This is a genomic window from Pseudoduganella rhizocola, from assembly GCF_045984285.3.
Lineage (GTDB): Bacteria > Pseudomonadota > Gammaproteobacteria > Burkholderiales > Burkholderiaceae_D > Rugamonas.
Genome location: NZ_JBJQIK030000006.1, coordinates 252021 through 274095, shown reverse-complemented (window position 1 = coordinate 274095; position 22075 = coordinate 252021). Strand labels below are relative to the sequence as shown.

General features: G+C 65.6%; 20 protein-coding genes. 1 reads left to right on the top strand and 19 read right to left on the bottom strand.

Features of this window, described 5'->3' with window-relative positions; translation table 11 throughout:
• From ACJRPG_RS15785 to ACJRPG_RS15730, 12 genes are all read right to left on the bottom strand, one after another.
• On the bottom strand, window positions 1-2067 hold the full coding sequence (locus ACJRPG_RS15785) for a secretin GspD/PilQ domain-containing protein (protein WP_408001046.1): 2067 nt from the start codon (window positions 2065-2067) through the stop codon (window positions 1-3).
• Window positions 2067-2621, bottom strand: a complete 555-nt coding sequence (locus ACJRPG_RS15780; protein ID WP_408001045.1) for a hypothetical protein — start codon at window positions 2619-2621, stop codon at window positions 2067-2069. Before ACJRPG_RS15780 ends, ACJRPG_RS15785 begins: the two co-directional genes overlap by 1 nt.
• The gene (locus ACJRPG_RS15775; RefSeq protein WP_408001044.1) at window positions 2618-3163 is read right to left on the bottom strand and encodes a hypothetical protein; all 546 of its coding nucleotides are present in this window, start codon (window positions 3161-3163) and stop codon (window positions 2618-2620) included. Before ACJRPG_RS15775 ends, ACJRPG_RS15780 begins: the two co-directional genes overlap by 4 nt.
• Entirely contained in the window at window positions 3160-3705 is a 546-nt protein-coding gene (locus tag ACJRPG_RS15770) for a PilN domain-containing protein (protein ID WP_408001043.1), read from the bottom strand. Before ACJRPG_RS15770 ends, ACJRPG_RS15775 begins: the two co-directional genes overlap by 4 nt.
• The gene (locus tag ACJRPG_RS15765; protein WP_408001042.1) at window positions 3702-4529 is read right to left on the bottom strand and encodes a hypothetical protein; all 828 of its coding nucleotides are present in this window, start codon (window positions 4527-4529) and stop codon (window positions 3702-3704) included. Before ACJRPG_RS15765 ends, ACJRPG_RS15770 begins: the two co-directional genes overlap by 4 nt.
• Window positions 4522-6234, bottom strand: a complete 1713-nt coding sequence (locus ACJRPG_RS15760; protein ID WP_408001041.1) for a GspE/PulE family protein — start codon at window positions 6232-6234, stop codon at window positions 4522-4524. Before ACJRPG_RS15760 ends, ACJRPG_RS15765 begins: the two co-directional genes overlap by 8 nt.
• Entirely contained in the window at window positions 6231-7415 is a 1185-nt protein-coding gene (locus ACJRPG_RS15755; RefSeq protein ID WP_408001040.1) for a type II secretion system F family protein, read from the bottom strand. The genes ACJRPG_RS15760 and ACJRPG_RS15755 overlap by 4 nt, the downstream gene beginning before the upstream one ends.
• 20 nt (window positions 7416-7435) lie before the next feature.
• Window positions 7436-7864: a type II secretion system major pseudopilin GspG gene (gene gspG, locus ACJRPG_RS15750; protein ID WP_408001039.1), complete on the bottom strand. Its 429-nt coding sequence runs from the start codon at window positions 7862-7864 to the stop codon at window positions 7436-7438.
• Window positions 7865-7968: 104 nt separating this feature from the next.
• A complete protein-coding gene (locus ACJRPG_RS15745; protein ID WP_408001038.1) occupies window positions 7969-8664 on the bottom strand; it encodes a LuxR C-terminal-related transcriptional regulator in 696 nt (231 codons plus the stop codon).
• A gap of 2 nt (window positions 8665-8666) precedes the next feature.
• On the bottom strand, window positions 8667-9329 hold the full coding sequence (locus ACJRPG_RS15740) for a winged helix-turn-helix domain-containing protein (protein WP_408001037.1): 663 nt from the start codon (window positions 9327-9329) through the stop codon (window positions 8667-8669).
• A 166-nt stretch (window positions 9330-9495) separates the two neighbouring features.
• Window positions 9496-10098, bottom strand: a complete 603-nt coding sequence (locus tag ACJRPG_RS15735; protein WP_408001036.1) for an NF038129 family PEP-CTERM protein — start codon at window positions 10096-10098, stop codon at window positions 9496-9498.
• Window positions 10099-10109: 11 nt separating this feature from the next.
• Window positions 10110-13085 carry an ExeM/NucH family extracellular endonuclease gene (locus tag ACJRPG_RS15730; RefSeq protein WP_408001035.1) on the bottom strand — a complete coding sequence of 992 codons (2976 nt, stop codon included), beginning with the start codon at window positions 13083-13085 and terminating at the stop codon, window positions 10110-10112.
• Between the two features lie 206 nt (window positions 13086-13291).
• Between ACJRPG_RS15730 and ACJRPG_RS15725 the strand changes: the two genes are divergently transcribed.
• Window positions 13292-13981: a PEP-CTERM sorting domain-containing protein gene (locus ACJRPG_RS15725; RefSeq protein WP_408001034.1), complete on the top strand. Its 690-nt coding sequence runs from the start codon at window positions 13292-13294 to the stop codon at window positions 13979-13981.
• On the opposite strand, the gene ACJRPG_RS15720 is transcribed toward ACJRPG_RS15725, so the two are convergent.
• From ACJRPG_RS15720 to ACJRPG_RS15690, 7 genes are all read right to left on the bottom strand, one after another.
• On the bottom strand, window positions 13932-14939 hold the full coding sequence (locus ACJRPG_RS15720) for a TIGR03790 family protein (RefSeq protein WP_408001033.1): 1008 nt from the start codon (window positions 14937-14939) through the stop codon (window positions 13932-13934). The genes ACJRPG_RS15725 and ACJRPG_RS15720 overlap by 50 nt on opposite strands.
• Before the next feature lie 111 nt (window positions 14940-15050).
• Window positions 15051-15572: an FxDxF family PEP-CTERM protein gene (locus ACJRPG_RS15715; RefSeq protein ID WP_408001032.1), complete on the bottom strand. Its 522-nt coding sequence runs from the start codon at window positions 15570-15572 to the stop codon at window positions 15051-15053.
• A 330-nt stretch (window positions 15573-15902) separates the two neighbouring features.
• Entirely contained in the window at window positions 15903-17333 is a 1431-nt protein-coding gene (locus tag ACJRPG_RS15710) for a mannose-1-phosphate guanylyltransferase/mannose-6-phosphate isomerase (RefSeq protein WP_408001031.1), read from the bottom strand.
• Window positions 17330-18508 carry a nucleotidyltransferase family protein gene (locus tag ACJRPG_RS15705; RefSeq protein WP_408001030.1) on the bottom strand — a complete coding sequence of 393 codons (1179 nt, stop codon included), beginning with the start codon at window positions 18506-18508 and terminating at the stop codon, window positions 17330-17332. Before ACJRPG_RS15705 ends, ACJRPG_RS15710 begins: the two co-directional genes overlap by 4 nt.
• A 27-nt stretch (window positions 18509-18535) precedes the next feature.
• Window positions 18536-19534, bottom strand: coding sequence for a UDP-glucose 4-epimerase GalE (gene galE, locus ACJRPG_RS15700; RefSeq protein ID WP_408001029.1), 999 nt, complete (start codon window positions 19532-19534; stop codon window positions 18536-18538).
• Complete coding sequence (locus tag ACJRPG_RS15695; RefSeq protein ID WP_408001028.1) at window positions 19534-20778, bottom strand: glycosyltransferase family 4 protein; 1245 nt, start codon at window positions 20776-20778, stop codon at window positions 19534-19536. The genes galE and ACJRPG_RS15695 overlap by 1 nt, the downstream gene beginning before the upstream one ends.
• Window positions 20759-22069: a nucleotide sugar dehydrogenase gene (locus ACJRPG_RS15690; protein WP_408001027.1), complete on the bottom strand. Its 1311-nt coding sequence runs from the start codon at window positions 22067-22069 to the stop codon at window positions 20759-20761. The genes ACJRPG_RS15695 and ACJRPG_RS15690 overlap by 20 nt, the downstream gene beginning before the upstream one ends.
• Between the last annotated feature and the right edge of the window lie 6 nt (window positions 22070-22075).

Below are 22075 nucleotides of genomic sequence, written 5' to 3'. Positions count from 1 at the left end.
TCACTGGTTCTGCGCCGGCGGCGGGTTGCCCGGCGGCGCGGGCGGCGTGGGCGCCGCCTGCTGTACCGGCACCGCCGGCGGCGGCGCCGGCAGCGACACGCTGCTGGCCTGCCCCGGCTGGGTGGTGGACATGGTAACGCCGCTGGCGGGCGCAGGCGCATCCTGCGGCGCGCCGAGCTGCGGCGGCTGCGGCACGGCCGAAGGCTGGGCGCCCGGCGCGAAGGCGCCGGTGGGCGAGCCTGCCGGAGCCGGGGCCGTGCGTGCCGGCGGCGCCACCACGGTGCGCACGCTGACATCGGGCTTGCGCCGGAAGTTCGCTTCGGTGCCCGCCGAGAATTCGGAAGCCGCCGCTTCCGGCCGCTGCAGGTTGCGCACCAGGTGGGGCGTGATCGACAGCACGATCTCGGTCTGTTCGCTTTCGTCGAGGCCTGCGCCGAACAGGCGGCCAAGGATAGGAATGTCGCCCAGTCCCGGCACCCGGTTGCCGGAGCTGCGGTCGGTGTTGTTGATCAGTCCCGCCAGCACCTGGTTTTCGCCGTCCTTCAGCTGCAGCATCGTGGTCGCCTGCCGCGTACCAATCTGGTAGGCGGTGCTGCCGCTCTTGGTCGTGATGCGGTCAACCAGGTTGCTCACTTCCAGGGCAATGCGGATACCCACCTCGTTGTTCAGGTAGATGGTCGGCTCGGCATTCAGCGTCAGGCCCACGTCAACGTAGTTGACGCTCTCCTGGGCGAAACCGCTGGTGCCCGGCGAGACAGTGGTGGTGATCACGGGCACTTTGTCGCCGATCTGGATCTTGGCCTTCTCCTTGTTGCGCACGCGGATGCGCGGGTTTGCCAGCAGCTTGGAATCGCCGTCCGTCTTTTTGGCGCGAACAGTTGCGCTGACATCCGAAATGGCGATGCGGTTCCGGTTCAGCCCCTCCAGGTCCGCCAGCGTAAGGTTGGTGCCGCCGGCCGTGTTGAGCGGCGCCAGCGACAACTCGGTCGGCCACTGGATGCCCAGCTGGATCAGGCGGCTGCGCTTGATCTCCAGGATCTCCACTTCCAGCATTACTTCCGGCTCCGCCATGTCCTGCAGCGCCACGATCTTTTCCGCCAGGCGGATAGCGTCCGTGTTGTCGCGCATGATGACGAGGTTCAGCTTCTCGTCGGCCACCACATCGCGCGACTTGAGGATGGTCTTCAGCGTATTGGCGACGTTCTTCGCTTCCGCATTGGCGAGGTAGAAGGTCTTCACCACGGTTTCCTGGTATTCCTTCAGCTTGGCCGCCACGTTCGGGTAGACCAGCACCGTGTTCTGGTCCAGCACCTGCTGCTCCAGCTGGTTCGCCATCAGCACGTAATACACGGCGGATTCCACCGTGCTGTTGCGCAGGAAGATGGAGGTGCGGGTATCGGTCTTGACGTCCTTGTCGAACACGAAGTTCAGGCCGGAGCGGCGCGAAATCACTTCGAACACCTGCTTCAGCGGCGCGTCCTTGAACTCGATGGTGATCGGCTGCTTGTAGGCCTTGGCCAGCGCGCCTTCGTTCTGCACCGGCGGCGCCTTGTCGTTAATCTCGCGCAGCAGTGCGCGCGCTTCCACATGGTCCGGTTTCTCGGTGAGTATGGCATTCACCTTGGCCTTGGCCAGGTCGTAGTCCTTCTTCGCCACCAGTTCCGCCGCCAGCGCCAGCGCCTTGCTGTGGCGCTCGTTCATCTCCAGCGTGCGGTATCCGGCGCGCGCGCGTTCGTTCTGTGGATTCATGGCCAGCACGCGGCGCAGGTTTTCCATGGCGAGCGCATTCTGGCCCTCTTCCATCTGGCGCTCGGCCTGCTCCAGGTAGCGCATGCTGGCGCGGTCGCGCGCCTGCATGTAGGCGGCCCGGTATTCGGCATTGCCCGGCTCCCTGGCGATGGCTTCCTGCAGCTTGAGCAGGCCGGCTTCCACCTGGTCTTTGGCGATCAGCTCGCGGCCGTCGCGGAAAGCCATCTGCGCAGCGCAGCCGCTGAGCGCTGCCACCATGACGGACAGGGTGAGCGCGGTTCGCAGGCTGCGGCCTGCACGGTGCGATTGACTTGGCATCAGTCGGAGACTCCAATGTTGAGCTGCTGTACCTGGTTCATGGGCAGGTAGGTAATAGTAAGCGTGGGCGGCGCAATCGCATCCACCCGGTATACGCCGTCGATCACGGTGTGGTTCTTCACCACATAGGTCTGTTCACCGCGCGCCAGGTAGACCTCCCATTGGCCATCCGTCACGGCCTTGCCGATCGCCGTGAACGGCAGGGGCGGTGCGCTGGGCGGCGGCGGCGGCGCCACGGGGCCGCTCGGCGCGGGCGGCGGCGGCGGATTCCAGTTCTGGCCGAGGAACACGCCCTCGCCGCTGCGGAAGGCCGCCTCCCCAGCCTCGCCGATCAGGGTGGCGCGCGGCACCAGGCGCAGGATGACGGTTTCGCCGCCGGCGCCCTCGCCTGCCTGACCCGCGGCAGCACGCGGCACGGCTGCTGCCGGGGCGGGCGGGCGCGCGGCGCGCTCCACCGGCTCGGCCACGCCATCGGCCGGCGTGCGGTCGCCGAACAGCACCAGGCCCGCAGCAAGCAGCAGCGCGGCGCCCATCAGCAGGTGGCGCGGCTTCATGGCTGCTCCTTCAGGTACAGCGTGAAGCGCAGCCGCGCCTCCACCGACGGGTCGCCGATCGCGTCGCGCCGGAATCCGATTTCGTCCAGCGCCGCATAGGGCATGGCCGCCAGCGCCTGCAGCGCGAACTGCCAGATGTTCTGGTAAGGGCCGCGCACCGGCAGCGTGATCTGGTAGGTGCTCACGCCGGATGCCTTGTCGTAGCCGGACTTGTATTCCCCCTGGTTCAGGCTCAGGCCCGTCTTCGCAGCCAGGTCGAACAGGGTCTTCACCTGCTGCTCCACGTAGCGGCGTTCGCCCAGGGTCTGGTAGAACAGCGTCAGGTTCTCATTGGCCGTTGGCGGCGGCGGCGCCTGCACCAGCGCGGACGGCGCAGGCAAAGGCTGCTGCATCTCGATCTGCTGCGCCAGCCGCTGCGGCAGCAGCCAGGCCCACAGGGCAAGGCCGAGAGTCAGCAGCGCCACGGCGCCGCATACGGCCGGGCCGCGGCGCATCAGCCACAGCTGCATCGACAGCATCGGCGAAGGCATCTGGCGCTTCATCGCATCCCCCACTGGGCTTCCACCTGGAAGCGGATCGGCCGGTTCGGATCCTGGTCGCCAATCTCATGGCGCGCCAGCGCGGCGGAGCGGAAAAACTCCTGCTGCTTCAGCAGTTCGATATAGCCCACCATCTCGTCGCTGTTCTTTGCCTCGGCCGTGATCTTGAGGATTTGCTTGCGCGCGTCCGGCTCCAGCGCCAGCAGGGCGATGCTGGGCGGCGTGGCGGCCGCCACCGCATCCTGCAGCTCGCGCCACGGCAGGTTCAGCTGCAGCACGGCCGCATTGACGGCGCCCGCCTGCGCTGCGGGAATGGCCGCCTGCGGCACGGCGGCGGGCAGGCGCGCCATGGCGGCCGCGCGCTGGCGCACGTCCTGCAGCTGCTGCGCGCGCGCCGCGCGCTGCGCCGACAGGTGCATGGCCATCCCGACGCCCGCAATGCACAGCAGCAGGCCCACGATGCCCGCCACGGCGAACGCAGGATGCAGGCGGTACAGCGTGCGGCGCCAGCCCTGCTGTGCGAAATCGATATGCATGCGCTTCATGCCGCGCTCCCCGATGCCGCCAGCAGGCAGGCGGCAGACAGCTGCTCGCCCGCTGCCGCACTGCCAAGCAGCGTCACCGGCACCTGGCCGCTGCCGGCCGGCCTGGCCAGCTGCGGCGGCAGCTGGCCGGCCAGTTGCACCAGCGGCGGCACATTGGCGCCCAGCAGCAGCGCTTCGCGCTGCACCGACTGCGTCAGCCACTGGTGGTCGGCGCCCTGCGGCAGCGGCAAGGCCCGCAGCGCGAGCAGCTGGCCGCCCTCGATCGCGGCCAGCGTCAGCAGCTCGCCATGGGCATGCGCGAACCATGCCTCCGCGCGCAGCGCACGATGCCAGCGGTTCCAGGCGGTGACGAAGTGCGGCACGCATTCCACCAGCGTCATGCCGTGGTCCTGGGCCGCCACTTCAAGCGCAGCCAGCAGCGTGCGCGGCAGCGCAGCGGCGAAGAAAGGCTCGCCCGCGCGCCAGTCGGCGCTCACCTGCCAGGCGGTGGGCGCTTCGCCGTACAGGCTATGGAAACGCAGGGCTGCAGCCGCTTCGATATCGGCCAGGCGCGTGGCCTGGGGCGGCGGCTTTACCTGCCACAGGCGCACCAGTTCATCGGAGACCACGGCGGCCAGCGGCCAGCCCCGGGTGTCCTGCCCTTCCAGCAGCGCGCGCAGCGCGTGGGCCAGCGCCTCGGCCTGGCCCGCGCCATCGGCCGGCGCAACATAGGCGCGCTCCGCGATGACGGTGCGTTTCGGGCCGCGCCAGCGGCTGACGCGCAGCAGCGAGACGGCATTCGGCGCGATGCCGATGCGCAGCGATTGACCGGGGAACCTAAGCATGCAGCGTCACCCGCTTGATTTCCGCAATCGTGGTGTCGCCGCGCTTCACCACTTCCAGCGCCGCCTGGCGCAGGCTGCGCGTGCCGTTCGCATAGGCGGCCTGCTTGATCTGGCGGATCGGGCGCTTCTCGACGATCAGTTCGCGGATCTCGTCGTTCAGCGTGAGGATCTCGGCGATCGAGCGGCGGCCCTTGAAGCCGGTGCCGCGGCAGTCGCCGCAGCCCTTGCCTTCCTTGAAGCGGTAGCCGTGGACGTCGGCGCGCGCCAGGTTCACGCTGGCCAGCTCCTCGTCGGACGGCGTGTACTCCCTGGCGCAGTGCGGGCAGTTGATGCGCACCAGGCGCTGGGCCCAGATGCCGTTCAGCGCAGACACGAAGGCGTAAGGATCGATGCCCATGTGCGTGAAGCGGCCGAACACGTCGAACACATTGTTGGCGTGCACGGTGGTCAGCACCAGGTGGCCCGTGAGAGCGGACTGCACGGCGATTTCCGCCGTTTCGCGGTCGCGGATCTCGCCCACCATGATCTTGTCCGGGTCGTGGCGCAGGATGGAGCGCAGCCCCTTCGCGAAGGTGAGGCCCTTTTTCTCGTTGACCGGGATCTGCAGGATGCCGGGCAGCTGGTATTCCACCGGGTCTTCAATGGTGATGATCTTCTCGCGGCCGTTGTGGATTTCGGTCAGCGCCGCATACAGCGTGGTGGTCTTGCCGGACCCGGTCGGCCCCGTCACCAGCAGCATGCCGTAGGCCTCCTGCGCCAGCGTGCGCAAGGTAGCCAGCGAGGGTGCGTCGAAACCCAGCGCCTCCAGCGTCAGCGCGCCATAGGATTCGATCATGGCACGCTTGTCCAGGATACGGATCACCGCATCCTCGCCGTGAATGCTGGGCATGATGGATACGCGCAGGTCGATCTCGCGGCCGCCCGACTCCACCCGGAAGCTGCCGTCCTGCGGCACGCGGCGCTCGGCGATATCCAGTTCGGCCAGCACCTTCAGGCGCGAGATGATCTGCTCCGCAATCTCGATGCCATTGACGGCCGTGGCATGATCCAGCACGCCGTCCACGCGGTATTTCACGGCCAGCCCGCCCGCCGTGCTTTCAAGGTGGATGTCCGACGCCCCTGCCTTCAGCGCATCGTAGAGCGTGGAATTCACCAGCCGCACCGCCGGGCTGGCCCCTTCCGACACGGAAGCGAAGGACAGCACGGCCGCCGTCTTGCCGTCGCGCCGCGCATTGTCGGCGCCGGGCAGCAGCGTATCGACGGCGCGCGCCGACTCTTCCTGCTTCGACAGGTAGGCCTGGATATCGGACTGCAGCGCAAGCCGCATCTGCAGCGGTGCGGAAGCCGTGGCACGCGCCTGCGTGCCCAGCCAGGTCTGCAGGTCGAGGTCGAAAGGATCGGCGATCACGCCCACCAGCGTGCCGTCCGGCGTGCGCAGCAGCACGCTATGGCGGGCCATGGCCTGCGACAGCGGCAGCAGCTCGAAGGCCGGCGTGAACGCCAGCATCTCCGCCGTCTCCAGCACGGACAGGCCGAAGGGCTGGGCCAGCGCCCGCACCAGCAGGCGCGGCTCGCTGCCGGTCAGCGTCTCCAGTTCTTCCACCAGGGTGCGTTTCGACAGGGCGCGCGCGCCGCGCGCCTTTGCCAGCAGGGCCGCGTCCAGCACGGGCAGCGCGGCGACGGAATGCAGTGCCGGATTACTCATGACATCTCTCCGGCGAGATCAAAAATAGGCATGTACAGCAGCACCACGATGGCGCCGACCACCAGGCCGATACCCGCCATCAGCAGCGGTTCGAAAGTACGTGTGAAGCGGTCGATCCAGCGGCTGATTTCGCCGTCATAGAAGGCCGCCGACTGCGTGAGCATCGGCCCCATGTCGCCGGTGCGCTCGCCCACGCGCAGCATGCGCAGCGAGATCGGCGTCGTCAGCCCGTTCGCCTCGAAGGCCGAGGACAGCGGCAGGCCCGCCTCCACCGCCAGCCGCGCCGACTGCAAACCGCTCTTCACATTGGCCGACACCATGCCCTGCACGGTATCGATGGCCTGCACGATCGTGATGCCGCCTTCGGTCAGCATGCCCAGCGTGAGGTAGAGCCGCGACAATTCGTAGATGCGGACCCGCTCGCCGATGGCGGGCAGGCGGCCCAGCAGGCGCACGAAGCCGCCGTTCGCCATCAGGCGCCGCACGCCGAGCACCAGGCCAGCCAGCGCCACGGCCAGCGCCGCCAGCAGCGCGCCCGTATGCGCTCCCGCGAACTGGCCCCAGCTCAGCATCAGTTGCGACATCCATGGCAGGTTGCGGCCCGCACCCTGGTAGACCTCGGCGAAACGCGGCACCACATAGCCGATCAGGAACATGGACACGCCCCCGCCCACCAGCAGCAGGATGCAGGGATAGATGGCGGCACTGACGATCTTGCCGCGCACCAGGTCGATCCTCTGCTGGTAATCGATATAGCGCGCGAGTGAGCGCGGCAGGTCGCTGGTGCCTTCCGCCGCCTTCACGATGCCCACATACAGCGGCGGGAACAACTGCGGCTGCTCCGCCAGCACGGTGGAAAAACGCTGGCCCTCGCGCAGGCCGGCCAGCAGGCGTTCCAGCACGCTGCGGGTGGCGGGCGCCGCTTCCTTTTCCAGCAGGGCCTCCAGCGCTTCCACGATGCCCAGCCCTGCATTCAGCAATGCCAGCAGCTCCTGGCTGAACAGCACGAGCGATAAGGCCTTGCCGCGTCCCGCGCGCAGTGCGCCGCGCACCGGATGGATGGCGCTGACGAACAGGCCGCGCGCTTCCACCTGGCGCCGCGCGTCGGCCTCGTCGCGGCCATCGACCACCATGTGGCCAATCACCATTTCCGGCGACAGGGTGCGGACGTCGAACTGCATGGCAGTGGAATGCAGCAGGCTTACTGCGAACTGATGTCGGCGTTATCGCCGGTGCCGCCGGGCTGGCCATCCTTGCCCGTGGAGGTGATTTCGTATTCGCCGCGCGTGCCGGGCGCCTTGTACTGGTAAGGATTGCCCCATGGGTCGGGCGGAATGCCTTTCTTCAGGTAGGGACCGTTCCACTTCGCGCCTGCGGTAGCGGGCGCGGCCTGCAGCGCTGCCAGTCCTTCTTCGGTGGTCGGGTAGCGGCCCACGTCGAGCCGGAAGGTGTCGAGCGATTTTTCGAAGGCTTCGATCTGCGCTTTGGCGACCGTCACTTCCGACTTGCCGAGCTGCGAAAAATACTTCGGGCCGACATAGGCCGCGAGCAGGCCGATGATCACGATGACCACCAGCAGCTCCAGCAGCGTGAAGCCGGCACGTTTCTTCCAAATCTGTGCTGCGAACATCCGACACAACCTCCGAAAATCAGGGAATCATTACAGGGAATGAACGGCCAAGGCTACCATGCCATTTGAGGTTTCGACAACGTTTTCCGTCCGGTGTGAAGCTTTTACTGAAGAGTACGACAATTGGAGACAAAGCTGCGCGCTACAGCGTGTGCCCGCGTGCTCACGCCGAGTACCCGGTACACCCGCTGCAGGTGGTTTTTGACGGTCATTGCGCTAATACCAAGAATCATGCCAATTTCGCTATTGCTCTTGCCTTCGCGCAGCCAGTGCAGGATTTCAGCCTCGCGCGCGGACAGCGGCCGGGCCAGCGCCGGCCGGGCCGCGCAGCATTGCGCCAGCCAGTGCAGCTGGGGCATCAGCAGCCGCAGCAGCCAGGCGCAGCGCTCCCCGTCCCCGGCCACATCGCATAGAAGGAAGAAGCTGCCGCTGCCGCCATGGACCAGCACATTGCGCAGGCCCAGCATGCCCAGCGCGGCGGCATCCGCACCGTCCACATCCGCCTGCAACAATTGCGGCAATTGGCTGCCGCGCTGTCGCAGCAGGCGCACGGCCAGGCCGGCTTCGGGATCGGCCAGCGCCCTGCGCAAGGCGGCGGGCAGCACTTCGCTGTGCACGCATTCGGCCGCCTGCGGGTTGCCGTCCGGCCCCAGCTGCAGCCAGACCAGCAGGCGGTGCGGCAACAGGGCCTGCAGCGGCCCCTGCGACCACAGGAAGAAGCCCGCGCGGTCCTGCACCTGCAGCGCGGCTTCCAGCGCATGCGTCAGATACTCCTGCTCGCTGCGCGACAGCGTATGCATGTTCAGGCCACGAAGCGGTAGCCGCTGCCGCGCACCGTCTCGATCTGGCTGTGGTGGCCGCTGGGCTGCAGGGCGCTGCGCAGGCGGCCCACATGGGCGTCCACCGTGCGTTCATCGAGGAAGACGGCATTGCCCCAGACCTGGTCCAGCAGCTGGGCGCGGCTATGCACGCGCTGCGGATGCTGCATCAGGAAATTCAGCAGGCGGAATTCGACGCGGCCCAGCACCAGCTCGCAATTGCCTGCCCTCACGCGCAGGGTGCGCGGGTCCAGGCTCAGGCCGCCCTGCTGCAGCCCTTGCGGCTGCCGGCGCCGCAGCACCGCATGCACCCGCGCTAACGCCTCGCGTGGTCCGAAAGGTTTGGTGATGTAGTCGTCCGCCCCGCTTTCCAGCGCCAGCACCTTGTCCTGCTCGGCGCTCCGGGCGGTCAGCATGATGACGGGGATATCGGCCTGCGTGCGCAGGCGGCGCAGCAGCCACAGGCCGGACTCATCCGGCAGATCCCACTCCAGCAGCGCCAGGTCCGGCTGCTCCAGCAGGGCATGGCGGCGGCCGTCCTCGGCATTGCGGGCGATGCGCACGGCATGGCCCGCCTGCGTCAGGTTGAGCGCGATCAGCTGGCTCGCTGCCGCATCGCTGTCGATAAGGAGAATGGTCGCTGGCATAGTGGGTATTACTATGCCGAAAAATTTCCGCCCGCACTTATTCGAAATTCCAAGCGTATTCAGTGCGGACGCGTATGAATCGCCTTTCCCTATGAGAAGCACGGCGCCGGACAGCGCGCTGCCATAAACGGCAGGCGCTGTCTGTAGCGCACGACTGACAGATTGCTCAGTCTTTGCGGCGGCGCATCGCGCTGGTGAGCAGCAGCAGGCCCGCGCCCAGCATCAGGAAGGACGAGGGCTCGGGCACCGCCGTCACGCTGGCAATCTGCGGATCGAAGGTGCTGATGGCAGCCTGCCCCTGGCCGCCTGCACCCGCGAACCAGTCGATCTGCGCCAGCAGGCCCTCGCTGTTCGCCACGCCCAGCGGCAGGTAATTGCCGTCCAGCGCCGCGATCGAGACGCGCGAACCGGACAGTGCCGAGGCGTCGCCGCTGAAAGTGATGTTGAAGCTCAGCACGCCGCCGTAAGTCACGCCCTGCAGCACGGCATTGAAGGCGGTGCCGTTGCCGATGCGGTAGCCGGACGGCGTGCTGGCGGCATCGCCATCCAGCACCACGTCCGCCCCGCCGGCGAAGCCGCCGAGCTGCGTCAGCTCGGCCCAGGCCGGCGGCGTGCCGCCGTCCGCCGGATTGAATTGCAGGTCCAGCCAGCCTGCGCCGCCCAGCTCCGCCGTGTTCAGTTCCACATGCACGGTGCTCTCGGCCAGGGCCAGCGCGCTCGAGGCCGACAGCAGCAGCGCGATGGCGGTTTTGCGTAGTAATGCTTTCATGGTCGTTCCCTTCAGAAGCTGCCGCTGTACACGCTGACAGCGTAGTTGATGACGCCTTTCGATGGATTGCTGAACACCAGCGGCACAGTGGCCGTTGCGCCCGGCGCCAGGCCCGCGCCCAGCGTGATGTAGGGCGCGCCCTCATGGCTGCCGCTGGCGTTCGACAGGGTGACGCCAGCGCCCAGGCCACCCAGCACCACCTGCAGCGGGCCGGCCAGCGCCGTGCCGCCGGTGTTCGTCACCATCAGGTTGCCGCTGAACTTCTGCGTGGCGCGGTTGTAGTAGAGGCCCTGCGCCGCGGTCTGCACGCCGGCGCTGACGTCGGTATACGAAGGCTGCACGTCAAGGCTGATCAGCACGGGATCGTGGTCCGATGCGCGGAAGGGGCTGTTGTCATACAGGTCCTGCGGCTTGCCGTCCGTGTTGTAGTCGATGACTTCCGGCTCGTCCGCATTCAGGTGCCATTCGGCGGCGCCCTGCACCTGTGCGCTCAGCGATGCGCTCGCCAGCGCATGGTCGAGATAGCCGGCCTGGTGGCCATACACATAGGAATACGGCAGCGCCACCGGGCGGATGAAGCGTTCCAGCTGGTTGACGAAGCCGGCGCCGGTCATGACACGCACCGGGTCTTCCATGCCATAGGCATTCATGTCGCCGATCAGCAGCACGTCCGGATCACCGGCCGCCGCCACAACCTGGGGCACGAAGCTGTTCACCAGGCGCTGCGCCTGCTGCACGCGGGTCGGGTTCCAGCAGCCCTGGCCGTCGCCCTGTTCGTATTCCGGATCGCTGGCCGAAGGGCAGCTGGCTTTCGACTTCAGGTGATTGACGATCAGCGAGAACTTCCCGCCGTTCGGGGCACGGAAAGTCTGCGCCATCGGCGGCCGGTTATTGATGGCATTGGCATCGGCCAGCGCGCCGCCCACCAGCGCTACGCGCGCCGGCTTGTAGATCATGGCCACGCGGATGGCGTCGGTGCCCGTTGCAGCCGGGGCCGGCACTACGGCATACACATCGCTGCCGTAAGCCGCGTTCAGGCTCTGCACCAGGTAGCCCACGCTGCCGTCGCCATTGTTCTCGATCTCCATCAAACCGACGACATCGGCGTCTACCCCCTTCAGCGCCGCGACGATCTTGTCGCGCTGGCGGACGAACTCCACCATATTGTCGGCGCCACGGCAGTTGCTGCGGTTCACGGTATTCCCCAGCTTGCAGCCCTGCCCGGTCTGGCCCGCCACATTGCTGCCGTTGGTAAAGGTGGTGAAGAAGTTCAGCACGTTGGCGCTGGCCACCTTCACGTTCCCGGAAGGCAGTGCGGGCGCCGCATCGCGCGGATTATCGCGGGAGAACAGCGGCTGCACGACCGGCTGCAGCTTGAAGCCTGCGCCGCCTCCGCCGTAGCTGCCGAAATCGATCACGCCGGTCAGGCCGCTGACGGTGTCGCCGGCGCGCACCGTGTTGTCCTGCCCGATATAGGGAATGGCTGCGGGCGTCTGGAACAGGCCGTCGTCCAGCACGATCAGGCTGGCCGCATTGGCCGCCGCCATGGCCTGCGCCTCGGCGCTGCCCGGCAGGTAGCGGTTGGTGGGAATCTCCAGGCGGCCGGCCGACAGCGACAGCTCGCCGCGGCTGCCCAGGTAGGCGTTCTGCGATACGGTCAGCGGCTGGGTGAACTGCACCAGCATGCCTTCCACCCGGGCCAGGTCGCCCGGCAATGCGGCGTATACCGGGGACGGCATGGCACCCGGGCCCATCACCACGGTCGCTGTCACGTCCTTCAGCTCGGTGAAGGAACGGCTGGCGCCGCCCGGCGTGTACTCGAATACGGAGCCGGTAATGCGCACCACGTCGCCGCTTTCCACGCTGGCCGCCGCATCGCTGCTGAAGACGTAGATGCCGTCCGAGGTCGCGGGATCGCCATCGCCCGCCGTATCCTGCAGGAAGAAGCCGCCGTCGATCTTGCGCGTGACCACGCCTTCGGTGGTCTGCACCGTGCCCGCCACCGGGCTGGCCGGGCCCGGCCCCTGGATCTGCGGAATGCTGCGGGTCGGCGAAGCCGGCACCACCACGCTGACGTTGACCGTGCAGCTGGCTTCCTGCGCCTCGTCGTTGGTGAAGCGCACCTGCACCGGATAGCTTCCCAGCGGCGTGCCTGCCGCCACCTGCAGGCGCACGCCCGCCATGCCGCCCTCATCCGCCGCAGCCTGGAAGTTCTGCAGGCTGATGCCCGGTACGGCAGCGGAGGTGATGGCCGCGCCGTTCACGGCACTGTCCGCGTCGCGCGCGCTCAGCTGCAGGCCGCCGGCGCGGCCTTCGCCCACCGCCAGCGCTGCGGGACAGCTTGCAACGATGGGCTTCTCCACCGCCACATTGCATTGCCGTACCGGCGAGGACGTATTGCGCGGCGTCGGCGTGCCGACGGTGAAATCGGCGGCATTGTTGTCGCTATCCTCGCAGCCCTCGCCGTTGCGAAGTACCGCAGTCGCGTTCGCGGTGCCGCCGGCAGGCCCCGTGCCCTCATAGCCGACCGTGCTCGCGCCCCAGCCCACCAGGTCCACCAGCGCGCTGCTGGCGGGCTGGGTGCCGCTCAGGGCGGCGGTGCTGCTGCTCAGCGCCACCTTGCCGCCGGTGCCGCTCATGGCCTTGTTATCCGTATGGTCGGGCACGAGGGCGACCGTGCCGCCCGATCCGGTGGCCTGCTGGACCAGGTAGTACTGCCCCGGCTGCAGCGTTACCGCCGGCAGCGCCGTGACCGCCCAGTTCCCGTTGGACGCGCTCGCATACTGCACGCTCCATCCGTTCATGACGACCGGCGCCGTGCTGCGGTTCAGCAGTTCGATGAAGTCGGACTTGTAGGTGGCGCCGGCATTGCCGCCACCGCCATACACCTGGCTGATGACGACATCCGATGCGGCCAGCGCGGGCGCGCCGCAGGCTGCCAGTGCAGCGGCGAGCACGCTCAGGCGCAATTTTGGGAAACGGGACATGGCTACCTCTCAGCGTTATGTAAATAATATCGTTATTGCAAATTAAATATTATCTTTATGTTATGACGCTTTGATGACGCGGCCTTAGTCCGGACGGACTAAAACGCCACAGAATGCGGCTTCCACGATGGCTGCAAGATAGCTTTCCCTAGCGAAATGACCCTGTCCGTGCTACATTGTGAGCTCATCTGTTCCCATTTCTTCCCATGACTTCTGCCCTGCTCCGCCGCCTCCTGCCCATGGCCTTCGCCATGGCAAGCGCCAGCGTGCTGGCGCAGCAGCCTGCCCCGGCGCCCGCACCGCAGGCCCAGGCACAGGGCGGCTCGGCCTGCCTGAATTCCATCAAGGCCAAACCGAAAGACGGCGAGGAACGCGAAGAAGCCAAGTCCAATGTGAAGATCGACGGTGTGAAGAGCGCCTGCCGCCTCGAAGACGGCAAGCAGTTCACCGCCACCCGCATGACGGAAGAAGGCCGCAAGCTGGAACCCTGGGAGCACGAAGAGAACGAGCAGGAACTGCGCAAGTTCAACGAGGGCCACGAAGGTCCCAAGCCCCTCAAACTGAGCAAGTCGGTGGAAACCATCGATGTGACGGAATCGGAAACCCGCCGCAAGGTTGCGGAGGTGCCGTGGGTGCCCTACTCAGTGGACGAGTTTGGATTCATCGAGAAAGGCGCGGCTGAATTCAGCGGCATCGACAGCCAGTTCGGCATGGGCGGACGCATGGGCGGTGCCGCCGCAGGCTCCGCCGCCAGCGCGGATGCCAAGAAAAGCGCTGCAGCCATGGCCGCCGTACCGGAACCGGCCAGCTATGCCGCGATGCTGGGCGGCCTGGCCCTGATCAGCCTTATTTTCCGCCGGCGCGCCGATAAGGCGCAGCAAGCGGCTCGCCAATAAACACGCCCTGGGCCGGCCAGGCCACGCTCTTCCAGTAGGCTTCGATCGCAGTGGCGCCATTCACATAATGGCGCAGCAGCACACTGGGATTGGGGAATTTCTGCCAATGATTGCAGGGCTCGCTCACCGTGCCGTAGCTGGCGGTGGCGCCCGCCTCCAGCCAGCGCAGGCTGCTCATCTGTTCCGTGCCCAGCAGATTGCCGCCCCAGGAGGTCAGGTGGTCGGCCAGCGCTCCCGGCACAAACTTCAGCGTGTCCAGCTTGTCCACATTGGCGCGGCCCGTCTGGTAGACCAGCACGTCCTGCGCGCCCTCCAGCACTTCCTGCTGCAGCGTGCGGATCGCCAGCTTTTTCGGCGGCACCGTGGTGGAGCGGGGGAAGAACGGGGCGCGGCTGTTGCGCGCCTTGTCGCCGGTAATCAGGTAATAGGCCGTGGCGGGCGTGAGGCGGAAGCCGCTGGCCACGCCGCGCCCGATCAGGGCCTTTGCATCGGCCACGGACTCGGTGGGCATCAGCATGGACAGGCGCAGGCCGGCGGCAGCGGCGGAAGGACGGGGCGCCGGTGAATTGAAGTAGGCGCTCGGGCGCCCGGCACTGCAGGTCTTCACGCACTGCTCGGGGTCGAAGCCCAGCGTGTAGGCCGAGGTGATGCTGTTGCACTCCACGGCCCACGGTGCGGTCCACACCATCAGCACCGCTTCAATATCGTGCGGCAGCTTGCTGTCGATTTCTTCCTTGAGTCTGGCGAACTGCTCGGCTGTCAGCTTGTGCGGCTTGCCGGGGATGCGCACATGCACCACATTGCGCGCCGGCACATCGCGCGCCTTGCGGTACAACTCGCCGATCGCCACGCTGTTCGCCTCCTCGTCATTGACCACGATGGCCAGATGCGCGGCATCGAGGCCGGGTACCGCCATCTGCGCCTGCGCGGCGCCCGTCAGCAGCAGAAGTGACAGCAATATCGTGGCTCGCAAGATGCCTGGTCTCCGTGGGAAGGTCGGGCGATTATAGCGCCCGGAAAACAGAAAGGGAGGCTTGCGCCTCCCTTTCCTCGTGTTGCCCTGTTGCTTTTACGCCTGCTTGCGGCGGCGTGCCAGGAAGCCGAGCAGACCCAGGCCGCCGATCAGCATGCCATAGGTTTCAGGCTCCGGTACCGCGGTGACAGTGGTCAGGGTGCCGCCATAGCTGGCTGCATCGTCGCCCAGCAGGGTGCCCGACACCTGCAGGTAGTAGCTGTCCGGCACCAGGTGGGTGGTGGACAGGGTCCACACATCGGTCATGCCGCTGGACAGCGAGGTGCCGCCCAGCGACAGGCCGGCCGAGTTGAACAGTTCGAAATGGTCAATCGAGATGCCGTCGGTGGTGCCCGGGGTGATAGCAATCACGCCGGCAGCCAGGTCGAAGGTGCCAATCGAAGCGAAGTCCCAGCGGTCGGTGAAGGTGTCGCCGGCAGCACCGTCCAGCACGCGGCCGAAGTAGTTGGTGCCGCTTGTCAGGGCGATACTGCCGGTGGTGCTGATGTCGGCTGCCTGGGCCGACCAGGCGGTACCAGCGATGGCGATTGCAGCTAGAGCGGTTTTCAGTTTCTTCATTATTACCCCCGTAAAAAGGTCCGCAGGACACAAGAGTGGCCTACACAGTTTTCGATCACTGCGGGGGCGATCTTACATGTCTAAAATGCCACCTTATCAAAGAAATATGTAAAAATTTCCCCATAAAAACAATGCCTTAGGAAAATTGTGCGAAATCGGCCTCAGGAGAAAGCCCGCCGTTAAAGGGGAAAGTGATACGTATTTCGCACACCGAAAAAAGTTCCGGCTGCTGTAGGAGCGAGCCTACAAAGAGACGGGAAGTTGTCGGGCGGCCACCGAAAGTAAAAAAGGAGGCCGTAGCCTCCTTTTTGCAAGTCACTGCAGAGCGCCTCAGGCGCGCTGGTAAACGTCCTCGAAGCGCACGATGTCGTCCTCGCCCAGGTAGCTGCCGGACTGCACTTCGATCAGGTGCAGCGGCACCTTGCCCGGATTCTCCAGGCGGTGGTTCATGCCGATCGGGATGAAGGTCGATTCGTTTTCGGTCAGCAGGCTGACCTTGTCGCCGCAGGTCACGCGTGCAGTGCCGCTCACCACCACCCAGTGCTCGGCGCGGTGATGGTGCATCTGCAGCGACAGCTTGCCGCCCGGATTCACCGTAATGCGCTTGACCTGGAAGCGTTCACCGATGTCGATACCCTCGTAGCAGCCCCACGGACGGTAGACGCGCGTGTGGTGCAGGTGCTCGGTGCGGTCCTGGCCCTTCAGGTGGTCCACCACCTGCTTCACGCGCTGCACCTGGTCCTTGTGCGCCACCAGCACCGCGTCCGGCGTCTCCACCACCACCAGGTCTTCCACGCCCACCACCGCCACGATGCGGCTTTCGGCGCGCACCAGGGTGTTCTTCACATTGTCGAGGTACACATCGCCGCGGCTCACATTGCCGTTGCCGTCGCCGTCCTGCACTTCCCACAACGCCGACCAGGAGCCCACATCGCTCCAGCCGATCGAGGCCGGCACCACCACCGCGTGGCGCGTATGCTCCATCACGGCGTAGTCGATGGAATCGGATGGGCAGGCCGTGAAGGCCGCTTCCTCCAGGCGGCAGAAATCGAGGTCGCCGTAGCCCTTCTCCACTGCTTCCGCGCTGGCGGCCGCCATCGCGGGCTGGAACTGCTGCAGCTCCTTCAGGTAGCTGTCGGCACGGAACAGGAACATGCCGCTGTTCCAGAAGTAGTTGCCTGCCGCGACAAAGCCCTGCGCCGTTTCACGGTCCGGCTTTTCGACGAAACGGTCCACCTTGAAGGCGCCTTCGCCTGCCAGCGCTTCGCCGCTCTTGATGTAGCCGTAGCCGGTCTCAGGACCGGCCGGCACGATGCCGAAGGTCGCCAGCGCGCCCTGCTCCACCTGCGCGGCAGCGCGCAGGATGGCCTGGTAGAAGGCTTCGGTGTCGGTGATCACGTGATCGGCCGGCAGCACCAGCATCACGGCCTGCGGGTCCTTCTTCTGCAGGAAATGGGCCGCGGCGGCCACGGCCGGCGCCGTGTTGCGGCCCACCGGCTCCAGCAGGATGGCCAGCGGCTTGACGCCGATTTCGCGCATCTGCTCGGCCACCAGGAAGCGGTGTTCATTGCCGCACACCACGAGCGGCTGCATGAGCTCGGCCTGGCCGGCTGAGGCGCGGCCGTTCAGGCGCAGCGCCGTATCTTGCAGCATGGTCTTGTCGGAAACCAGCGGCAGCAACTGCTTCGGCAAGGCTGCGCGCGACAGGGGCCACAGCCGGGTGCCGGCGCCGCCGGACAGGATTACGGGATAAATTTTCATGCTTTTTTCTGTTGTAGTTGCGGAATTTCGGGCATGCCTTCGCCGCCCTCAAAACGGCGCCGCTGCGCGCGGCGGTCGCGGGCATTCGCCCACTCGTCCGATTCGTACTGCGAGACGTGCTTCATTTCGCCGGAACGGTCGACACTATACTCTTTCAGGACGATTAATTCCTCTAGCGTAACATCCGGTAACACCCGAGTATATTCGAACAACACGCTGCGCACCACCTTTGCTCCAGAGCAAATATGGCTGCCGTGGCCGATCCAGGTCGGGCCCACGATATGGGCGCCGGCGTCGATGCGCGCACCGGAACCGATATACACCGGCCCCTCGATCTTCGTGCCCTCGCTCCAGTCGATGCTGGTGTTCAGGCCGACCCACACGCCCTCCTCTACCTGTACGCCCGGCACCTTCATGTTCGCCACGTCGCCCAGCAGCACGGCCTGCAGCACTTCCCAGTAGTCCTTCACGCTGCCGATATCGATCCAGTCGAATTTGCGGGTCTGGTTGTAGAAAGGCAGGCCGCGCTCGGCCAGCAGGGGGAACAGCTCTGAGCCGATATCGAAGGGACGGCCCGATGGAATCAGGTCGATCACTTCCGGCTCGAAGATATAGATGCCGGTACTGGCGCAGTTCGAACGCGCCTCTTCCTGCTTCGGTTTTTCCTGGAAGGCGGTAACGCGGCCGTTCTCGTCGCTCACCACCACGCCATAGCTGCTGACCTTATCCCACGGCACTTCACGCGTGATGACGGTGGCCAGCGCCCCCTTGCGGCGGTGCTCGAACAGGGCCGATTTCAGGTCGAGGTCGATCAGCGCATCGCCGCACAGCACGATGGTGGTCTCGTCGAAGAAGCCGCCGAATTCCTGGATCTTCTTGATGCCGCCGGCCGAACCGATGGGTTCGGGCACCACTTCGCCCTCGTCATTGGTATAGCCTTCGAAGGAGTAACCGATCTGCACGCCGAACTGGTGGCCTTCGCCGAAGTACTCTTCAATCTTCTCGTGCAGGTAGCTGACGTTGACCATGATTTCGGTCACGCCATAGCGCGCCAGGTGTTCGACCAGGTAGGCCATCACCGGCTTGCCGAGGATGGGAATCATCGGCTTCGGCAGTTCATAGGTCAAAGGGCGCACACGCGTGCCTTTGCCGGCCGCAAGAATCATTGCTTTCATCGGTAAACCCCTTAAATAAGTATTGCGTTATTTGGGTGAGGACTGCCAGCGCCAGGCGTCGGTGCACATGCGGGCGATGTCGTAGCGGGCCTTCCAGCCCAGCTCGCGCTCGGCGCGCGCCGTGTCCGCATAGCAGGAGGCGATATCGCCCGGCCGCCGGTCCACAATCTTGTAAGGCACGGGTTTGCCGCTGGCCGCTTCGAAAGCGCGCACCATGTCGAGCACGCTGTAGCCATGGCCCGTACCCAGGTTCCAGGTGTGGATGCCCGGCCCGCCGGCCAGCTTGTCCAGCGCCTTGAGGTGGCCGACTGCCAGGTCAACCACGTGGATATAGTCGCGCACGCCGGTGCCATCGGGCGTGGGGTAGTCGCCGCCGAACACGGACAGCGCATCGCGCCGCCCTTCCGCCACCTGAGCCACATAGGGCAGCAGGTTGTTCGGAATGCCGTTCGGGGCTTCGCCGATCAGGCCGCTCTCATGCGCGCCGACCGGGTTGAAGTAGCGCAGCAGCGCAATGCGCCACTCGCCATCGGATGTGTGCAGGTCGCGCAGGATCTCTTCGATCATCAGCTTGCTGCGGCCGTAGGGATTGGTGGCCGACAGCGGAAAGTCTTCCGTGATCGGCACGGTGGCCGGATCGCCATACACGGTGGCCGAGGAGCTGAACACCAGCGTTTTCACGCCGTGCTTCGCCATCGATTCGCACAGGGCCACACTGCCGCTCACGTTGTTGTCGTAGTAGCGCAGCGGCTGCGCCACGGATTCGCCCACCGCTTTCAGGCCCGCGAAATGGATGACGGCATCCACCTTGCCGGCCGCGAACACGGCGTCCAGCGCCGCGCGGTCGCGGATGTCGGCGTTATGGAATTCAAAGTCCTTGCCCGCAATCCTTGCCACACGCTCGCGCACCGTGGGGTCGGCGTTCGACAGGTTGTCGACCACCACCACCTCATGCCCGGCCTGCATCAGTTCCACGACGGTATGGGAACCGATATAGCCCATGCCGCCTGTCACCAGAATTTTCATCAGCTTTCCTTTTTCTGGAATACGTTCGGCAGCGGCGCATTGGCCGAATACAGCCTTTCATATGCAGCAAGCAGCTTCGGCGCCTCGTACTCCCATTCGAGTTCGTTAATCACGCGGTTGCGGCCGTATTCCCCCATGCGCGCGCGGCGTTCGGGGTCGTCCAGCAGTTCGACAATCTTTTTCGCCATGTCGACCGGGTCGTTCTTGGCGGCATACAGCGAGGCCTGCTGCGCCGAATATTTGCCTTCCACCAGGTCGAACTGCACGATGGGTTTGCCCAGCGCCATGTACTCCATGATCTTGTTCATGGTCGACTTGTCGTTCATATCGTTGGCCACGTCCGGATTGACGCAGACATCGGCCGTATTCAGCATTTCCAGCAGCTGCTGGTCGGGCACGCGGCCGGTGAAGGTCACGTAGTCGGCGATGCCCATCTTTTCGGCCAGCTGCTTCATCTGGTCGAGCGAGGTGCCGCCGCCCACCAGACCGAACTGAACGTCGGTACGGCCCAGGTCCTGGATCAGGTAGCGCGCCGATTCCAGCAGCAGGTCGATGCCTTCCTGCGCGCCCATCACGCCCACATAGCCGACCAGGAAGCGGCGGCCTTTCTTCAGCGCTGCCACCGGTGGCAGCACTTTCAGGCGGTCCAGCTTGGGACCGGAGCGCACCACATAGACCTTGTCCGGGTCCATGCCGCCGCGCTCGATGGCGATCTTTTTATACGACTCGTTGGTGGCGATCGACACGTCCGAGGTATTGAAGGACCAGCGCTCGAACAGCACCATCAGCTTGTAGAAGAAGTCGCGCCGGCCGAACTTGGCCTCGTACAGCTCCGGGTTGATGTCGTGGTGGTCGAACAGGAACTTCTTGCCCATGGTGAGCTTGAAGAAGCCGCCGATCAGGAACAGCAGGTCGGGCGGATTGCAGGCATGGATGATGTCGAAGCCGCGCTGGAACAGCACCTTCCATGCCAGGCGGAAGGTGTGGAACAGGGCCAGGGAATACTCGATGGCATAGCCTTTCGCGCCCTCCGCTTCCAGCGGCAGCTTGTAGCGGTAGATATGGATGCCCTCGATTTCCTCGTAGCGGCTCTCGTAGCCCTTGCCGGTCGGGCAGATGATCGAGACCTCGTAGCCGTTCGCATGCAGCGTGGTGGCTTCCTGCCACACGCGCCGGTCGAAAGGCGAAGGCAGGTTCTCGACCAGGATCAGGACGCGGCGCTTCTTACCAGCAGATGCCGTCATATTGGCCCCCGCTCTGCTCTTTGCTGATGCGCACCAGGTCGACCACCGTCTGGCCTTCCTTAAGCAGCTCCGGCACGGCCTTGAATTCGGCGGCGCCATTGCCGATCACCACGGTGTCGGCGAAGGACAGCACTTCCTCCATCGAATTCACCATCAGTTTCGAGATGTGCGGAATGTGGTTCAGGATGTAGTCCTGGTTGGCGCCGGTCAGCGCGGCGAGGTTCACGTTCTTGTCGTACAGCTTGAGCTCATAGCCCTTGCCCAGAAGGTGCTCGATCACGTCCACCAGCGGCGATTCGCGCAGGTCGTCGGTGCCGGCCTTGAAGGAGAAGCCGAGAATGCCGACCTTCTTCGCGCCCTTGTCCATGATCATCTTCAGGCCCTTGTCCACCTGCTTCTGGTTGGACGGCAGGATGGAATTCAGCAGCGGCAGGTCGAGGTCCAGCGTGCGCGCCTTGTAGGTCAGCGCGCGCACGTCTTTCGGCAGGCAGGAGCCGCCGAAGGCGAAGCCGGGCTTCATATAGTAGGGCGACAGGTTCAGCTTGGTGTCCTGGCAGAAGATCTCCATCACCTTGTGGCCGTCGATGCCGACCGCCTTGCAGATATTGCCGATCTCGTTCGCAAAGGCGACCTTCACGGCGTGCCAGGTATTGTCGGTGTACTTGACCATCTCGGCCGTTTCCACGTCGGTGCGCACCAGCGGCGCATCCATCTTCTTGTACAGCTCCAGCAGCATCTCGCCGGCCTTCTCGTCGGTCTCGCCGATCACGGTCTTGGGCGGATGGTAATAGTCGTAGACGGCGGTGCCTTCGCGCAGGAATTCGGGGTTGTTGCAGACGCCGAAGTCCACGCCGGCTTTCTTGCCGGAGGCTTCTTCCAAGGTCGGGATCACCACCGCGCGCATCGAGCCCGGCAGCATGGTGCTGCGCGCCACCACCACGTGGAAGCTGTCCTTCTCCTTGATGGCGGCGCCGATCTGCTGGCACACCTTGCGCACATGGCTGAGGTCCAGGTTGCCGTTCAGCTGGGACGGGGTGCCCACGCAGATCAGCGACATATCGGTATTCAGCACCGCATCGCGCACATCGGTGGTGGCGCGCAGCAGGCCGTCCTTGACGGTGGCGGCAATCATGGTGCCGATATCTTTTTCGATGATCGGGGTATGGCCTTCGTTGATCAGGTCCACCTTGGTGCGGTTGGGATCGACACCGATCACGCTGTGGCCATCCGTGGCCAGGCAGCCTGCCGACACGGCGCCCACATATCCCAGACCAAAAATACTGATTTTCAAGATCCT

What these genes read in the sequence shown, in the direction of transcription:
- ACJRPG_RS15785 (WP_408001046.1), bottom strand. Translation starts at nt 2,067, where the DNA reads ATGCCAAGTCAATCGCACCGTGCAGGCCGCAGCCTGCGAACCGCGCTC.
- ACJRPG_RS15780 (WP_408001045.1), bottom strand. Translation starts at nt 2,621, where the DNA reads ATGAAGCCGCGCCACCTGCTGATGGGCGCCGCGCTGCTGCTTGCTGCG.
- ACJRPG_RS15775 (WP_408001044.1), bottom strand. Translation starts at nt 3,163, where the DNA reads ATGAAGCGCCAGATGCCTTCGCCGATGCTGTCGATGCAGCTGTGGCTG.
- ACJRPG_RS15770 (WP_408001043.1), bottom strand. Translation starts at nt 3,705, where the DNA reads ATGAAGCGCATGCATATCGATTTCGCACAGCAGGGCTGGCGCCGCACG.
- ACJRPG_RS15765 (WP_408001042.1), bottom strand. Translation starts at nt 4,529, where the DNA reads ATGCTTAGGTTCCCCGGTCAATCGCTGCGCATCGGCATCGCGCCGAAT.
- ACJRPG_RS15760 (WP_408001041.1), bottom strand. Translation starts at nt 6,234, where the DNA reads ATGAGTAATCCGGCACTGCATTCCGTCGCCGCGCTGCCCGTGCTGGAC.
- ACJRPG_RS15755 (WP_408001040.1), bottom strand. Translation starts at nt 7,415, where the DNA reads ATGCAGTTCGACGTCCGCACCCTGTCGCCGGAAATGGTGATTGGCCAC.
- gspG (WP_408001039.1), bottom strand. Translation starts at nt 7,864, where the DNA reads ATGTTCGCAGCACAGATTTGGAAGAAACGTGCCGGCTTCACGCTGCTG.
- ACJRPG_RS15745 (WP_408001038.1), bottom strand. Translation starts at nt 8,664, where the DNA reads ATGCATACGCTGTCGCGCAGCGAGCAGGAGTATCTGACGCATGCGCTG.
- ACJRPG_RS15740 (WP_408001037.1), bottom strand. Translation starts at nt 9,329, where the DNA reads ATGCCAGCGACCATTCTCCTTATCGACAGCGATGCGGCAGCGAGCCAG.
- ACJRPG_RS15735 (WP_408001036.1), bottom strand. Translation starts at nt 10,098, where the DNA reads ATGAAAGCATTACTACGCAAAACCGCCATCGCGCTGCTGCTGTCGGCC.
- ACJRPG_RS15730 (WP_408001035.1), bottom strand. Translation starts at nt 13,085, where the DNA reads ATGTCCCGTTTCCCAAAATTGCGCCTGAGCGTGCTCGCCGCTGCACTG.
- ACJRPG_RS15725 (WP_408001034.1), top strand. Translation starts at nt 13,292, where the DNA reads ATGACTTCTGCCCTGCTCCGCCGCCTCCTGCCCATGGCCTTCGCCATG.
- ACJRPG_RS15715 (WP_408001032.1), bottom strand. Translation starts at nt 15,572, where the DNA reads ATGAAGAAACTGAAAACCGCTCTAGCTGCAATCGCCATCGCTGGTACC.
- ACJRPG_RS15710 (WP_408001031.1), bottom strand. Translation starts at nt 17,333, where the DNA reads ATGAAAATTTATCCCGTAATCCTGTCCGGCGGCGCCGGCACCCGGCTG.
- ACJRPG_RS15705 (WP_408001030.1), bottom strand. Translation starts at nt 18,508, where the DNA reads ATGAAAGCAATGATTCTTGCGGCCGGCAAAGGCACGCGTGTGCGCCCT.
- galE (WP_408001029.1), bottom strand. Translation starts at nt 19,534, where the DNA reads ATGAAAATTCTGGTGACAGGCGGCATGGGCTATATCGGTTCCCATACC.
- ACJRPG_RS15695 (WP_408001028.1), bottom strand. Translation starts at nt 20,778, where the DNA reads ATGACGGCATCTGCTGGTAAGAAGCGCCGCGTCCTGATCCTGGTCGAG.